At 56.0% G+C, this 16,592-nt stretch carries 10 protein-coding genes and 1 tRNA gene; 2 read left to right on the top strand and 9 right to left on the bottom strand.

The genetic code is table 11. The annotated features are described in order from the left end of the window. Positions 1-14 precede the first annotated feature (14 nt). Positions 15-91, top strand: a tRNA-Met gene (locus tag JTA15_RS13125). 88 nt (positions 92-179) lie between these two features. Here JTA15_RS13125 and amiC read toward each other — a convergent pair. Beyond that, positions 180-1,433: an N-acetylmuramoyl-L-alanine amidase AmiC gene (gene amiC, locus JTA15_RS13130; protein ID WP_020883787.1), complete on the bottom strand. Its 1,254-nt coding sequence runs from the start codon at positions 1,431-1,433 to the stop codon at positions 180-182. Between the two features lie 227 nt (positions 1,434-1,660). Here amiC and argA point away from each other — a divergent pair, with 227 nt between their 5' ends. Then, the gene (gene argA, locus JTA15_RS13135; protein WP_020883786.1) at positions 1,661-2,992 is read left to right on the top strand and encodes an amino-acid N-acetyltransferase; all 1,332 of its coding nucleotides are present in this window, start codon (positions 1,661-1,663) and stop codon (positions 2,990-2,992) included. Positions 2,993-3,026: 34 nt separating this feature from the next. Here argA and recD read toward each other — a convergent pair whose 3' ends face one another. From recD to JTA15_RS13175, 8 genes are all read right to left on the bottom strand, one after another. Further along, a complete protein-coding gene (gene recD, locus JTA15_RS13140) occupies positions 3,027-4,847 on the bottom strand; it encodes an exodeoxyribonuclease V subunit alpha (protein WP_079231712.1) in 1,821 nt (606 codons plus the stop codon). After that, entirely contained in the window at positions 4,844-8,386 is a 3,543-nt protein-coding gene (gene recB / locus JTA15_RS13145; protein WP_047956044.1) for an exodeoxyribonuclease V subunit beta, read from the bottom strand. Before recB ends, recD begins: the two co-directional genes overlap by 4 nt. Further along, on the bottom strand, positions 8,383-11,265 hold the full coding sequence (gene ptrA, locus JTA15_RS13150; RefSeq protein ID WP_219372383.1) for a pitrilysin: 2,883 nt from the start codon (positions 11,263-11,265) through the stop codon (positions 8,383-8,385). Before ptrA ends, recB begins: the two co-directional genes overlap by 4 nt. Positions 11,266-11,404: 139 nt before the next feature. Further along, the gene (gene recC, locus JTA15_RS13155) at positions 11,405-14,779 is read right to left on the bottom strand and encodes an exodeoxyribonuclease V subunit gamma (RefSeq protein WP_219372384.1); all 3,375 of its coding nucleotides are present in this window, start codon (positions 14,777-14,779) and stop codon (positions 11,405-11,407) included. A 12-nt stretch (positions 14,780-14,791) separates the two neighbouring features. Then, a complete protein-coding gene (locus JTA15_RS13160) occupies positions 14,792-15,115 on the bottom strand; it encodes a prepilin-type N-terminal cleavage/methylation domain-containing protein (RefSeq protein ID WP_014171443.1) in 324 nt (107 codons plus the stop codon). After that, on the bottom strand, positions 15,100-15,501 hold the full coding sequence (locus tag JTA15_RS13165) for a DUF2509 family protein (protein WP_219372385.1): 402 nt from the start codon (positions 15,499-15,501) through the stop codon (positions 15,100-15,102). The genes JTA15_RS13160 and JTA15_RS13165 overlap by 16 nt, the downstream gene beginning before the upstream one ends. Continuing rightward, positions 15,498-16,058 (bottom strand): prepilin peptidase-dependent protein, encoded by a 561-nt coding sequence (locus tag JTA15_RS13170; protein WP_219372386.1) that lies wholly within the window; start codon positions 16,056-16,058, stop codon positions 15,498-15,500. The genes JTA15_RS13165 and JTA15_RS13170 overlap by 4 nt, the downstream gene beginning before the upstream one ends. Then, entirely contained in the window at positions 16,049-16,513 is a 465-nt protein-coding gene (locus JTA15_RS13175; protein ID WP_063214020.1) for a prepilin peptidase-dependent protein, read from the bottom strand. The genes JTA15_RS13170 and JTA15_RS13175 overlap by 10 nt, the downstream gene beginning before the upstream one ends. Positions 16,514-16,592 lie beyond the last annotated feature (79 nt).

Below are 16,592 nucleotides of genomic sequence, written 5' to 3' on the forward strand. Positions count from 1 at the left end.
AGTAGAAAGACGGACGCGGGGTGGAGCAGCCTGGTAGCTCGTCGGGCTCATAACCCGAAGGTCGTCGGTTCAAATCCGGCCCCCGCAACCAATACTTCTAAAAACAATAAACACCCTTCAGGGTGTTTTTTTGTATCTGCGGTGTGTGAAACTGCCGGGCGTTTACCCGGCGCACTCAACTACCCAAGCCTTGCCAGCGTCGCCCCATCTGAGAAATACGCCCGGATCCCTGCCAGAATCGACTCTGCCACTTCCTGCTGGAATTTTGCCGTCCTGAGCTTACGCTCCTCTTCCACGTTACTGATAAACGCGGTCTCGACCAGAATCGACGGAATATCCGGGGCCTTCAGCACCGCGAACCCGGCCTGTTCAACGCTGTTTTTGTGCAGCTTATTAACATTGCCTAGCTTGCCCAGCACCGCTTTACCAAATTTCAGGCTGTCGGTGATGGTCAGCGACTGCACCATATCAAACATGGTGTGATCGACATAGCGGTCGCCACTTTTGCTCACGCCGCCAATCAGGTCCGAGGCGTTCTGAGAGTCAGCCAGGAATCTTGCGGCGGTGCTGGTTGCCCCTTTAGTCGAGAGCGCAAACACCGACGAACCGCTCGGCTGGCGGCTGGTAAACGCATCGGCATGGATCGAGACGAACAAGTCTGCACGCTGCTTCTGGGCTTTCGCCACGCGGACTTTCAGTGGAATAAAGACATCTTCGTTTCGCGTCATGTAGGCGCGCATATTGCCTTCTTTATCGATCAGCGCCTTCAGCCGGCGGGCGATTTGCAGCACCACATCTTTTTCCCGGGTGCGATATTTCCCCACTGCGCCCGAGTCTTCGCCGCCATGGCCAGGATCAAGCATGATCACAATCGGGCGATCGCGCCCTGCTTTTCCGGGCTGCGGACCGCTCTGGGCCGGTGGCACCTGCTTCTCCAGGTTACCCTGGTTGTAGTCTTCCAGTAATGCCAGCAGCGGATCCTGAATATCCGTCGCATTCGCCGGGTAGAGATCCATGACCAGACGCTCTTTAAACGTCGCAACAGGTGCCAGGGCAAACAGCTGCGGTTTAACGTTTTGCTTCAGCTCGAACACCATGCGCACGGTTTGCGGATCAAACTGACCCACGCGCGCCGATTTGATAAACGGATCGTCGCCGCGGATCTGCGCCGCCATTCCCTTAAGCACAGAGTTGAGGTTAACACCTTCGAGATCCACCACCACACGCTCAGGATTGCTGAGGGCAAATTGCTTATATTTCAGCACCCGATTGGATTCTACCGTAACGCGTGTATAGGTCGACGACGGCCAGACGCGCACCGCCACCACCTGACTGGTGGCGGCAAGACCCACCTGGCTGACGCTAAGCAACCACATCGCCCCTGCCCCTTTTAACAACCGGCGGCGGCTTATTGCTGAATTGGATCCCGACATGCTTCTCCCGAGCAAGAAAAGTGATTGATTTACAAAATCGCTAAATTGACCGAAAACTTTAACGAATGACGCATAAACTGTCATCTATAAAAGGGTAAACATTCATACGCTAACGCACGGATTACTTATCAATTTCTGTGGGTCGCAGAAAATTTAGGCTTGCACACACGGCCACAATCGAATAAAAATACAGAAATTACGAATAAACATTCATTAAGGGTTGTGTCATGGTGAAGGAACGTAGAACCGAACTGGTCCAGGGATTCCGCCATTCTGTTCCCTATATCAACGCCCATCGGGGGAAAACGTTTGTTATCATGCTCGGCGGCGAAGCCATTGAGCATGAAAACTTTTCCAGCATCGTCAATGACATTGGCCTGCTGCACAGCCTCGGGATCCGCCTGGTTGTAGTGTATGGCGCGCGCCCGCAGATTGATGCCAACCTGGCCGCGCATCACCACGAGCCGATTTACCATAAACATACCCGCGTCACGGATGCGAAAACCCTTGAGCTGGTGAAACAGGCGGCGGGTTTGCTGCAGCTGGATATTACCGCTCGCCTGTCGATGAGCCTTAACAACACACCGCTGCAGGGCGCGCACATCAACGTTGTGAGCGGCAATTTTATCATCGCTCAGCCTCTCGGCGTGGACGATGGCGTGGACTATTGCCATAGCGGACGTATTCGTCGTATCGATGAAGAGGCCATTCACCGCCAGCTGGACAGCGGTGCCATCGTGCTGATGGGGCCTGTGGCAGTGTCCGTGACCGGTGAAAGCTTTAACCTCACCTCAGAAGAGATTGCCACTCAGTTGGCCATCAAGCTGAAGGCGGAGAAAATGATTGGGTTTTGCTCTTCCCAGGGCGTCGTGAATGATGAAGGGGTGATTGTGCCAGAGCTCTTCCCGAATGAGGCCCAGGCTCGCGTGGAAGCGCTGGAAGCCGAAGGGGATTACCACTCGGGTACCGTGCGTTTTTTGCGCGGTGCCGTGAAGGCCTGCCGCAGCGGCGTGCGTCGTAGCCACCTGATCAGCTATCAGGAAGACGGTGCCCTGCTGCAGGAACTGTTCTCCCGCGATGGTATCGGCACCCAGATTGTGATGGAGAGCGCGGAGCAGATCCGTCGCGCCACCATCAATGATATCGGCGGAATTCTGGAGCTGATTCGCCCACTGGAACAGCAGGGCATTCTGGTTCGGCGCTCCCGCGAACAGCTGGAGATGGAGATCGACAAATTCACCATTATTCAGCGCGATAACCTGACCATTGCCTGCGCCGCCCTCTACCCGTTCCCGGAAGAGCAGATCGGAGAAATGGCCTGCGTGGCGGTGCATCCTGACTACCGGAGCTCTTCACGGGGTGAAATGCTGCTTGAGCGCGTGGCGGCTCAGGCGCGTCAGATGGGGCTGAACAAGCTGTTCGTGCTGACTACGCGCAGCATTCACTGGTTCCAGGAGCGCGGATTTACACCGGTGGACATTGAATCACTGCCGGAGAGTAAGAAAGAGATGTACAACTATCAGCGCCGATCAAAAGTGCTGATGGCCGATCTGGGATAATACGAAGCCCTCACCACCCGGTGGGGGCTATCGCTTAAAGGGATTCAAATATCGCGCTCAGGCCGCTTCGACGTTCCGTGCGGGTGGCAATCGCCTGTAGCAGCACACGTTCATCGGCATACAGCGACAGGCGCTGACGCGCGCGCGTAATGGCGGTATAAATCAGTTCGCGGGTAATGACGGGCGAAAGCTGTGTCGGCAGGATCAGCGCCGCATGGTTGAACTCGGAGCCCTGAGACTTATGCACCGTCATTGCCCAGGCCGTTTCATGTTCAGGCAGACGGCTGGGCTGAACGGATTTCACGCTTCCATCCGGCATCTGGAACCAGACGCGCAGCCCCAGTCCACGATCGAGGGCAATCCCGATATCCCCGTTAAACAGCCCCAGCGCGCTATCGTTGCGGGCGATCATCACCGGGCGTCCCTCATACCAGCGCGAGTGCGGGGTGCGGTGGATTTTGCGTTTCTGGCCCAGGAGCTGTTCGAACCTGTCGTTCAGACCGCTTACGCCAAATGGCCCTTCCCTCAGTGCGCACAGTAGCTGATACTCGCCAAAGGCGGCGAGCGCCTGTGCCGGCGTGCATTGCTGTTGTACACCCGTCAGGAAATGCTGATACCCCTGCAGGGCGTCATCAAGCATCGCCTGATACTCTTCCCCGGTTTGCAGCGATTTTTTCTCGATATCGGTGAATTGACCGTCAAATACCGCACAGGTCGTCTGCCGGTCGCCTCTGTTCACAGCCGAAGCCAGCTGACCGATGCCCGAGTCGCTGCCGAAACGGTAGCTTTTTTGCAGCAGGCACAGGCTGTCGCGCAGCGCCCCCGCCAGGGAATGGTTTTCACTGGCGAGCGAACAGCCGGTCAGACGGGACAGCTCCTCAGCGCGTTCAGCGGTATATCCCAGGCTTGCATAAGTGCAGATATCTCCCAGCACCGCCCCGGCTTCCACCGAGGCAAGCTGGTCGCGATCGCCCAGGAAAATGACGCGGGCGTGCGCTGGCAGAGCATCAATCAACCGCGCCATCATCGTCAGGTCGATCATTGACGCCTCATCCACCACCAGCACATCCAGATGCAACGGGTTACCGGCGTGATAGCGCAGACGCTGACTTCCCGGCTGAGCGCCCAGCAGCCGGTGCAGCGTGCTGGCTTCGTTTGGGAAAAGGGCAAGCTGCTCCCCGGTGAGTGGCAACTTCTGCAGCGCACCACCTAACGACTCGGTCAGGCGCGCCGCCGCTTTGCCAGTAGGGGCCGCCAGACGAATACGGCACTTTTGCTCACCTGATAACTGAATCAGGGCGGCAAGCAGTTTGGCCACGGTGGTGGTTTTACCGGTTCCCGGGCCGCCAGAGATGACGGAGATCCGCCGTGTTAAGGCCACGGCCGCCGCCACTTTCTGCCAGTCAGTCGCCTCAACAGAGGTAAACAAGGTATCCAGCGTTTGCCGCAGTTGGGCTTCATCGCAGGGAAGAGGCGCATTGGTCTCGCTGAAAAAACGCGCGACCGCCAGTTCATTACGCCACAGTCGGTTGAGATACAAACGATCGCCCGTCAGGATCATGGGTGTCTGGCTATCGGCTGCGCTGACGGCAGGCGAACGGTGCAACACCGTCGGCCAGTCCACGGATTCTCCCAGCAGAGCAAAGCAGGACTGCAGGGCCGCGGGCATTTTCTCATCCATCGCCAGACGCGAAAGCGGCAGGCAAACGTGCCCTTCCCCTGCGTCTTTACTCAGGATGGCAGCGGCGAGCATCACGGCAGGCTCATCACCTGACACCATCATGGCGAACTGTACGTCCAGGTGGCGCAGTAGTCGCTGTTCTACCGCTTCCAGCAACAATTCCTGCATCGTCATGTCACTTCCTCCGTGTTTGCTGCAAATAAGTTATCCATTTTCTCAATCAGTGCCGCATGCGGGCGTGTGCTAAAGATGCCTGAACGCGGGTCAGCCGCATCCACACCGCGCAGGAAAAGGTAAATCACCCCACCAAAGTGCTCTTCGTAACGGTAGTCAGCAATGCGATGGCGCAGATAACGATGCAGCGCCAGAGTGTAGAGCTGGTACTGCAGATCGTAGCGATGCATTTGCATGGCGGATGCCATCGCCTGCTGGGTGTAGGCTTCGCTGTTCTCACCCAGCCAGTTTGATTTGTAATCCAGCAGGTAGTAGCGCCCTTCGTGACGGAAAACCAGGTCGATAAAGCCTTTTAACATCCCCTGCACCTGGCGGAAGTTCAGCGGCGGGCAACCGGCAGACAACGGGTCATACTCGCGGATCACCGCATCAAGCGCGTCAGCCCGCAGCGGGCTGGCGATGGGAAGGTAAAACTCCATCTCCACCTGTTTATCTTTGGCGGTCAACTGGCTGAGAGAGAGGCCCTCTGCCGTGAGCGGGGCGTGCAGAATAGCGCGGATCCACTCGGTGAGGACCGGCTGCCATTGTGCATCATAGCCCCCACTCTGTAACATCTTCAGGACCCATTCGTCAGAGACAGGCTGGGTAAAATCAAGCTCTTCAAACAGGCTATGCAAAAAGGTTCCCGGTGACGCGCCGCGTGGAAATTGATGCGGCGTAAGCGCAGGCTCAACAGGTACGCTACCGGCTCCGGCGGCATCAATATCCAGCTTTGGCATCAGGTCCTGCGCAATGCTCTGCCCGTGCTGCTGTAACCCGGAGTAGCTGGTAACGCGCCAGTCGTCGGCAATGGTGCGCAGAATCTGCCGGGCTTCCAGTTCAGATTCCCGCCAGTCCGGCATCTGCCAGCGGCTGTTATCGGGTGGCGACGGAATGTGCAGGGCAACATGCTCGCCGCACAGCGACTCGATGCACTGGCGCAATCCGGCAGCATCTTTGGGCTCACCGAGCTGAATGAGTCGCCCCAGCGCGCTCAGGTGGAAATCGCTCTCCCCCGACTTGTCGCCACGACGGCGGAATAGCGGCGCCACGCCCAGGCTGCAGTGCCAGACCGAACGGGTCAATGCCACGTAGAGCAGGCGTAAATCTTCTGCCAGACGTTCGGCCTCGGCCAGCTCAACGCTGGACTCCGCTTTACTGAGATCGAGCACCGCGTCGAACGATTCGCGATCGTGGTAAAAGGCCTGATCCTGCACGCGGTAATTGGCGATAAACGGCAGCCAGACCAGCGGATACTCCAGGCCTTTCGACTTGTGAATCGTGACGATCTGTACCAGATGTTTATCACTCTCAAGACGCATCTGCTGGCTGGAGGCGTTGCTGTTTGGGTCAGCAATCTGTTGCGCCAGCCAACGCACCAGAGCATGTTCGCTTTCAAGCTGCGTGCCCGCCTCCTGCAACAGCTCACTGATATGTAAAATGTCGGTCAGACGGCGTTCACCGCCTGCTGTCGCGAGCATATTCTCCGCAAGGTGTCGCTTCGCCATGAGCTCGCGCACCATCGCCATCACACCGCGCTTCTGCCATCGCTCACGGTAGTGAACGAACTCTTCGACGACCGCATCCCATGCGGCTTCGTCATTATTGAGTGCATCAATGTCACGGGCGTTCAGACCGAGCATTGCGCTGGCTAGTGCGCTGCGAAGCGTACTTTCGCGCTCCGGAGACAGCACGGCCTGAAGCAGCCACAACATCTCCTGTGCTTCCAGGGTTTCAAAAACGCTGTCACGGTTTGAGAGGTACACGGACGGGATGTTCAGCAGGGTAAGTGCATCGCGGATCAGCGACGCCTCCTGACGACTGCGCACCAGCACCGTGATATCAGACGCCTTCACGGGGGCTGACTCATTTTCCTTCCACAACAGCGCCTCGCCACGCGCACCAGCGCTGAGCCAGTCACGGATCTGCGCGGCACAATGCTGGGCCATGGCATTTTGATAGTCCGCGACGCCACAGCCTTCACCGTCCAGCAGCCAGAAGTTCATGGCTGGCTGCGTCACCCCGTTGAATTCGAAACGCAACGAGCTATTTTTTGCGGCAAACTTTACCGGCTGAAAGGGGATCTCACGGAACATAAACGCCGTATCCATGCGGCTAAACAGCGCATTGACGCTTTGCACCATGCCCGGGGAAGAGCGCCAGTTGGTATCCAGCGTATAGTGCGCCTCTACCTCACTGCGGGCCTTCATGTAGGTGAAAATATCCGCACCGCGGAAGGCGTAAATGGCCTGTTTCGGATCGCCGATTAACAACAGCGCGGTGTCGGGCTGTTGTCGCCAGATGCGGCGGAAAATACGGTACTGCTGAGGGTCCGTATCCTGAAATTCGTCAATCATCGCTACCGGGAAGCGGGTACGGATCGCGCAGGCAAGGGCTTCGCCGTTTTCACTGCACAGCGCCGCATCAAGGCGGCTCAACATATCGTCAAAACCCAGTTCGCCACGGCGACGTTTCTCACGTGATACGGCTTCGCGAATTTCCGTCATGGCGCGGGTGATCATCAGGTCATTGAGCGTAAGTGGCTCAGCAAGCAGCGATTCAATCGCAACAAACAGAGGATGCTCAGGCACAATGCCGTCGGCTTTAGTCCGCTCAATCAAAAAACGCTGCGAGAATTTCTCCAGTGCGTCCGGAAGCTGATAACCGCGCGTCTCTTCCTGCGCCCAGGCGCTGATCTTCTCGATCCATTTACCCTGGTTGCCGCGGTTAAATTTACGTCTGTCGATCCCGGAGTTTTCGATGATCGCCTCAATCTCACCGACAGACTCATTCCATTGTTGCTTGAGCGCAGCAATTTTTCCGACGATCTTTTCATGACGTGAAGCCAGCGTTTCGTCTGCAGGTGGCGGGGATTTGATAACCGGCGCTTCGCCCTGAAGATAACGGTCGATAGCGCGAAGAAGCTCTTCGGGACCTTTCCACAACGCATGGACCGCTTCAGCGATATCGCGCGATAAAGGGTAACAGTGGCGACGCCAGAAATCCGCACAGGCCTGATAGCGAAGCACAGATTCATCTTCAATGAGCTGCTGTTCAAACAGCATTCCGGATTCAAACGCATTCAGGCTCAGCATGCGCTGACAAAAACCATGAATGGTGAAAACGGACGCTTCGTCCATCTGCCGTTCCGCCAACAGCAGCCACTGGGCGGCCTGTTGCTTATCTGCAATCTCTTCAAGAAGGCTGGCGTAGAGAGGGTTATCCGTGGTCTGGCGCAGGCAGGCGATGCGCAGCTCATGAATATTGGCACGAATACGACCGCGCAGCTCAGCGGTAGCGGCCTCGGTGAAGGTGACCACCAGCAGCTCTTCCACGCTTAACGGACGTGGAAAAGCGGCGTTACCACCAAGCCCTAACAGAAGACGCAGATAGAGCGCGGCAATGGTGAAGGTTTTTCCCGTTCCCGCTGAGGCTTCAATCAATCGTTCACCCTGTAGAGGTAAACGTAAGGGATTAAGGGGCTCAGCGGTATCGGTCATTCTTTCTTACTCCAGGGCATAGATTGCTGCAGCGCGCTGACGCTCTTCCAGATCTTCCAGCCTTTCGGGTTAACGTAGTCCGTTTTCCCGTTCTGACTACCGGAAACCTGCGACAGAATCGCCATTCCCTGCGGTTTAACCACCGCCTGGTGGAAGAAATCAGCAACCTTCTGCGGCGTCAGCTGTTTTATCTCGGCCACTACTTTATCACGCGAATCAAATTTCAGATTACCGCGATCAAAATCTTTGCTCAGTTGTGATGCTTCTTCACCCAGCGTCTGCGGCGGCTGCATCACCTGCGCGATGACAGCCTGCTGAATCTGAGCAAACTCCTCCGGCTTCATCGCCCGCAGCTTCGCTTCCGCCTGTGGGAAGAATGCCTGATAACGCTGCCAGAGATAAGCAGGCTGTTTATCACTGCTTTGCAGCAGGAAGCCCAGCCCCCACTGGCGACCCACGTTCATGGAGAAGGCAAAGACCGCGTAACCAAGCTGCTCTTCTGTACGCAGCTGGTTGTAGAACCACGGCTGAATAATCTGCCCCAGCACCGCACTCTGCGCGGTACTGGTGAATTCATCATAACCCGTGGGTACAAACACAGCGGCCAGGGCAGAATCCGTGCTGTTACCCGCCTTTTCAAAAATCACATTCTGTTTTTTCTCAACCAGTACGTCCTGGTTGCGGCACCACTCGTCGCCTTTCGAACCAAGCTGCGTACGGACATTTTCTGCCAGTGTTTTAGCCTGTACGTCACTCATGTTTCCGACGATAAGGAACTCCGGACGCGTGTTCGTTTTCAGCGCATCACGATACGCCAGCACATCTTTTAAGGTGATAGAGGGCAGCAGCGCCCGGCGATCTTCGCGCTGGAAATAGGGAATTTGCGAAAGCATTTGCGTCGGCATGAGCGCCAGGTCATACGCTTTACCCTTCTCAGCAGAATCCATCATCTGCGCATACCAGGATTTGGCCTGCTCAAGTTGCTCTTCCGTCGGGGTATAGCTGAAATAACCTTCCAGTAACGCCTGGAACAGCTGCGGCAGACGTTGGGTGTAGCCGTTGGCATTGACCATCAGACCGTTATTGGCGTTGGTCGAGAAGCTTATCCCGCCGACGGCCGCCTGATTGCTAAGCTGATCGAGTGCAATACCGGCAAGATAGTCATTGAGCGCAAACATCACCTGATTTTTAGCGCTGTTCATTGCTTTTGGGTTACGCAGAACCACGCTCACATCGGCTTTCGGTTCACTCGCGAAATAGCGGCTTGGCGTATACACCACGCGCAGCGTCGGCTCATCAACGATAAGTTCCGGGTGCGGATAGGCTTTCGCGGTTTTAATCAGCGAGAAATCATCCGGAATGTAGGGGTTCAGCTCCGGCAATTTAAGCGCGATCTCACCGGCCTTTTTCTGCCAGTTGGCGAAGGTCTGGTCACTGATTTTATCCACCTGGTAAGGGGCCTCGACAAAATAGGCCATTTTGTTATGCGGTTCGTTCGGGCTGATATACCAGACGCGGGCATTCTGCGGCGTCATCATCGCCAGGCGGGCTTTTACCGCGTCGGCGTCATACTGGTCGGCAATATTGACCGCGTCGAGGGTATGTTCCACCGGCACACGGATCATGGTATCCGCCAGCCACTCAACGTAATCCATGTCGCGGGTAATGGACGGATAACGGAAATCGAGATCCAGCACGTGCGCCAGTTCATCAAAGTAGCGTTTATCGACGCCTTTATCGCGCAGCAAAGAGAGGTAGCTGAAGATAGCCGCCACGACGTCATCACGATGAGCCAGACCTTTGTCAGTCAGGGTGGCGGAGATCGCCAGCACGCCGCTGTTGCCGTTCACAACCGGATCGGAGTCGGCACGAATACCTTCCACCAGCCCTTGTTTTTGCAGCCAGTCAGAAAGTGTACCCGGGCTACGGTTGCCAATCAGGTAGGTGACCAGTTCATCGGTTTTGCTGCGAAACTGCGCCATATTGTTATCAATGCGGAACTCAACGCGTAATACTTTACGCGGCAGTGCAGGAACGTAGTGGATAACGATCCCTTTTTGCGCGTCCGTGACCACAGGAACGTTTATCTGCGGCAGGTCGATATTTTTATTCGGTACCCGGCCAAACGTCTGTGCCGCCATGCTTGCCAGCTCAGGCAACGGTTTGTTGCTGTAGATGACCGCTTTCATCAGATTGGCGGAGTAGTATTTATCGCGAAAGGCATGCAGGGCATCCAGCACCGGGCTGTTCGGTTTATCGCTCAGCGTCTCCAGGTTACCGCCGGAAAAACGCGATCCCGGGTGCGCCGGGTTAATGGTTTCTGCACTCACCTGCGCCATGCGCATCCCGTCTCGCGTACGGGCAAGGGTCAGTTCAGCATTAACGGCATTGCGTTCGCGGTCAGCGTATTTTTTATCCAGCAGGGGAGCCGCGATAGAATCCGCCAGACGATCCACTGCCCCTCCCAGCGCATCATTCTCTACTTCGAGATAGAAGGCTGTACGGTACGGCGCCGTGCTGGCGTTGTGGCTGCCGCCATGCATTTTGAGAAATTCGGACAGGCTATCTGGCTGTGGGTATTTTTTGGAACCCATAAGCGTCATATGTTCCAGATAGTGTGCAAGCCCAGGGTGGGCTTCCGGATCTTCCAGCGACCCAACCGGCACCACCAGTGCCGACAGGGATTTTACCGCCTGCGGATCGGAAACCAGCAGCACAGTCATCCCGTTATCAAGGCGAATAGCCTGATACTGACGGGTATCTTTTTCGCTCTTACGGATAGTTTCCTGAATGGGTTGCCAACCGGAGCCTGCCTGAGTGAAAGGTGCCCAAAGGGCGACAAACAAAACAAACGCTTTGAACAAGGTGCTGCCTGGCATTACGACCTCTTTATCACGGCTACATCATTAACAAACTGCGTGCTGGACTCACCAACATCTCTTTCTTTGGGTACATCAGTCCGTGATAAGAAGTGCATCATAAATGAACACCCCATACTGCGCAATTTTTATACAGTGCTCAGGACTGATTAAATTTGAACAACGGTAACAGGTAGCGTTGTGCTTCTTCCGTGATAGCCTCGAAGTATTCAGGCTCAAGCGTTCGCCATAAACGTTGATACCAGACATCCTCACCTTCGCCGCGCACCATCATGTTACCTTCATACGCCTGCATGAATTTACTCCGTGCTTTCTGCAGTGAAGCGTCATCCGTTAACATGGCATCATTCTGTGCGTCATAACAAGCTTTTATCCAGGCGCCACCGCTCTCGGGCAGTAGCAGGAGCGGTTTATTCATTCCCCGCAGGTAGCCTTCAACGTACAAGGATAAATAACGTAACGCCTGCTCTGCGTCCATCGGTGGAAAGCGCCATTCGCCCTCTTTGCGGACAAAAATACGGCTTTCGCCTTTATGGCCGCCAGCACTGTAGACAAGATGTTCGAGCCAGAGTTGCAAACCTTGTGAAACGCTAAGCATGGAAGGACGCCAGCGCAGGAGCCCATCCGGCTGTACCTGAGTTAGCCAGCCCGTGAGCTGCACACCCTGGCAGTTGAGATCGATTTCAAGACTGGTTCCGGGTTGCCGGCATTCCCTCACGCGTTCTGCCAGAGCTTCCATCTCCTGGCGCTGCGCCTCCCAGACAATTTCTCCGAACGCCCCGTAGGGTAACTGCCCCGCAGCACGGTAGCGGCGGTAAAGCTTGTCGGCATCTTCCTCTTCAACCAGCGCGTTCAGCAGCTGCAGGTTTAACTGATAACGCTCCAGCCCTTCCAGCGTAAACGGCTCTGCATCAGGAATTTCACTCTCTTCAGAACGGAAATTGACCTGCAACCGTTGCTGGAAGAAAGCGCGTACCGGATGCCCCCAAAACCGCTGAAGCTGTTCAAAGGTCAGGGTGTCTATCGGGCGAGGATCAAGCTCCTGAATGAAATCGGTATGCGCTCTCCCTTCTTTTTTTGCCGCAGGCAGCCATTCGTGGGCATAGCTCTGATGATCGCTGACCACGTAGTTCACCGGGTCAAACGGCATGCGGCTATGGAAGCGGGTGATATGCGCTTTCACTCGCTGCGCACTTTCATCACAGTTACGGGCTTCATCCCCCGCCAGATAGTGGCTCTGCCCGATATAATCCACCAGTTCCTGCACCAGAACAGAAGGAAAGCGCTCGCTGTTGTCCTGGATAGAGCGGCCGATATAGCTGATATACAGCTGACGTTGAGCCGAAATGAGCGCCTCAAGGAAGAGATAGCGGTCATCGTCACGACGGCTACGATCGCCCCGCTTTGGGTTCGCACTCATCAGATCAAAACCAAGCGGCGCCAGGGCGCGTGGATAAATACCGTCATTCATTCCGAGCAGGCACACCACTTTGAACGGGATAGAACGCATTGGCATCAGGGTGCAAATATTGATTGGGCCTGCCAGGAAACGCTGGCTAATTCGCTCCTGATCGAGCCGTTGCGTCAGCTCATCGCGCAGCAATGACAACGGGATAGCCTCGTTATAGTGGGAACTCACGCCCTCTTCGACGATTGCCTGCCACTGCGTTTCAATGAGCGCCATAGCGGCTTCGGTATCACTGTCCGGCAGGAAGAAATCATTGAGCAATGCCCTGCAAACCGGGAGCCACGCATCCAGCGGACGCGGCTGCATCAACTCAAGCCGCCAGCGGTTAAGTTGCATCAGCAGGGAAGCTAAATGACCAACCAGCTCAGCGATCAACCCGCTGGACTCATCGTAGGGCAGGACTTCATTCCACTCGCCCTGGCTGCTTTCCATCGCATAGCCCAGCAGCATACGCGTCAGGCCAAACCGCCAGGTGTGCTGGCCGGTAGGAGGAAGCTCGAACGCCTGAACGTTGTCATCATCAATGCCCCAGCGTACGCCGGACTCGTTAACCCACTGACGAAGGTAACGCAGCCCCTCTTCATTGATATTGAAACGTGCGGCCAGGACTGGGACATCCAGTAATGCCAGGACATCTTCGGAGATAAACCGGCTATCCGATAATGAAAGCAAAGTAATAAAGGCCTGCAAGGCCGGATGAGACTGGCGGGCCCGTCGGTCAGAAATGGCGTACGGCAGGTAGCATTCACCCGTCGCACTCCCAAAAACAGCCTGAATAAAGGGACTGTAACTGTCGATATCCGCCACCATCACCACAATGTCACGTGGCGTCAGCTCAGGATCGTCCTGCAGCATCGCCAGCAGTTGATCGTGAAGGACTTCAACCTCGCGCTGCGGGCTGTGGCAAACGTGGATCGTGACGCTGCGATCGTCGCCGTCCAGCTTGCGCTTACTGTCGCTGCGCTCAAATTCTTTCGCCGTAACGCCCATGACGGCGCGGTTTTCGAGATCCAGAATGTCGAGCTGGATATTATGCAGCAGGCTATCCGGAGCGATCTCGACGAAGGCATCCACATCCCCTTCGCCTGACGACGTGATGTCTGAGAGCATGTGAATATAGTCACGGCCCAGCTTTCCCCAAGAGGCAAGCAGCGGGTTCGGCAGATTTTGAATGCCGTGCTCGTCAAATAGCTGTGCGGCAGACGCGCTGTCTTTAAACAGTGGCACGGTACGCTCTTCAAACAGGCGTCGTCTCTGGCGAGACACCAGCCGCGAAAGCCAGCGTTCATCCTGAATGTCGCCCCAGTACTGGCGACACGGATTGGTAAAGAGGATATGTATGTCGATGTGTTTACCCAGCGCACTCAGCGCCTGCAAATACACCGGTGGCAGCGCCGAGATGCCGCAGATAAACACGCGAGAGGGCAGCCGGGCTGGTCGCTCAGCGCTGTTTTCCAGTATGGAGATAAACCGCTGGTAGAGGTTTGCACGGTGCCACTTCGGCTGGCCGAGTTTCTCAGTGTGTTCCACCAGCGCTTTCCAGAGCGGTGCCTGCCAGACTTGCGCCTCCGGTAACCCGTCGACCCGCTCGCCCGCTTCCCAGCGAGTCAGCCATTCCGGGCGATACACCAGATACTGGTCATAGAGATCGGCGGTGCGCGATGCCAGCTGGAACAGCTTGCGTTTATCGGTGTCGTCATTGAGGTAGTGGCGCAGCATGACGAATTCATCATGCTGCAGCATGTCCGGCAGCAATGCCATCAGCTTCCAGCTCATGCTTTGCTTGTTGAAGGCACTCTGCTCCGGGATATCCGGCAACACGCGGACAAACATCTCCCAGATAAAACTCGCGGGCAGCGGGAAATCGATATTTGCGGCAATGCCGAATTTACGCGAAAGCGACATCTGCAGCCACTGCGCCATACCGGTGCTCTGCACCAGCACCATTTCTGGCTCAAAAGGATCGTCAAGCCGCTCGCGCTCAACGATAAATTCCATCAGCGCTTCCAGCACATCCAGACGATTTGAGTGGTAGACCCTTAACATAGACGCTCCCGACTACTGGCTAACCGGGCAATGCAGACGCGTCATCTCGCCGCGCCGCCCCAGAGGAGAAATAAGTGTAACCGTGATGCTGACACATCCAGAGAGTGTTGTCTGCCCCCGACTGACCTGCCAGCCTGCCGGGAGAGCAATTGTTGAAAGCTGAGACTGATTCCAGGCATGGTGCCAGAGCTGACGATACTGATTAAACATGGAGAACCGCGTCGCCAGTGCCCGCTGATAACCCGACAGTGCCGTGACGATCATCACCAGCAGCATCATCGCCAGTAGTACCTCAACCATGCTAAAGCCTTTTTCTCTGCTCACGGCAGCTGGCATAACGTACTCTCCTTAAGCGGACAAAAATCACTCCAGCCGTGTGACGAGAAATGGATCTTACCGTCGGTGATTTCGCCTCTGCGCCATAGCAGCAGGTCATCACTCCCGGCGATAAGCAGCACACGCGTTTCATTCAGTAGCCGCAGGCAAACTCGCCATGCCGATACCTTTTTGCACTGGATCTCAGGCTCAGATAACCAGCTCTGAACGCGTCCCCATTCAAGCGCTGACTGCACGGATGCCTGCTGTTGAACCGAGCGGCTCTCACCGCCCACCAGTGCGCTAAACGTGGCCAGCTGCTGATTGAGGCCGGTGAGGATCAGTGTGCCCAACACCAGTAAAAGTAACACCAGCGCCAGCGAGGACATCCCGCGCTGCCGGTTCACAGGTTGTACCCCGTGACGCCATAAAAAGCCTGACAGGGGGCCCCCTGCTCGCCCTGACGAAGGGCGGTCATTTCAATATTCAGCTGGGGGGCAAACCCCGCATGCTCAACTTGACTCACCACAAAGTGCTGGATGAGAAGCCTGTTGGGGTCAGTGAGTTTCTCCCATCCTTTACCCTCACACGAGGTCGCCCCATGCTGGGTCTCCAGTGCACCTGATTCCAGACGAAAACCTGTGCTGTCGTTTTCCGAAGACGAGCTATCCCAGTTACCGTTACTGTTTGCATCCCACCGTACAATGACACAGCGACCTTGCCTGCCGATCGTCAGTCCCTGCCCCGCACAGTTTCCGGCGCAATACCCCGCACGCTGAAGCTGTTTGCCGAGGGATAAAAGGCGTTGCCACACCTCCTCCTCAAGCTCCCGCTGACCGGACTGCTGTAAAACAGCCCGCTGCAAGCCCGGTAAAAAGCGCGAGGCGCTTATCAGTAACAGACTGCTGATCGCCGTGGCAATCAGAACTTCCATCAGTGAGAAACCCTGCTGGTTTAGGGACATGAACCTTCTCCTGTGACATTGCACATCCTGATTCGCCCTCCATTCGAGACAATGACGAGCCATTCTCCTGCACGACTTTGCAGGCGTATTCGCCCTGCCCATGCCGTATCCCTGAGTCCATAGAAGCCAAATAACGGCGTTATTTCACTTACCGTGACCTCCGGCCACAGGGAAATAAATACAAACGGACTGCCCTTATCACAGCCCTGCACGAATGCGCTCATCAGACAGGTGACACCCCTGTCGCGTCGCAGTGTGACCTGGTGGTCACGGTTGTGCCGGTTTGCGTCATTACGCAGAAATACCAGGTAATCACGCACCTGCCCGGCGGTTTGCCAGAGCCGTTGCTGCCGTTGCCAGTTGTCCCAGCCGTATAGCCCGGAGGCGCTGAGAATGACCACCAGCGAGATAGCCACCAGGGTTTCGATAAGCGTAAAACCGTTCTCTTTTTTCATGCCGGGAGTGTGGCGAAATGGCCTGGAATTGACGAGCAACGGATGACCGTTTTACGAGCCCTTATCAAGGAAAGTTAAG

It is taken from the genome of Enterobacter sp. BIDMC 29, assembly GCF_019378755.1.
Classification (GTDB): domain Bacteria; phylum Pseudomonadota; class Gammaproteobacteria; order Enterobacterales; family Enterobacteriaceae; genus Enterobacter; species Enterobacter ludwigii.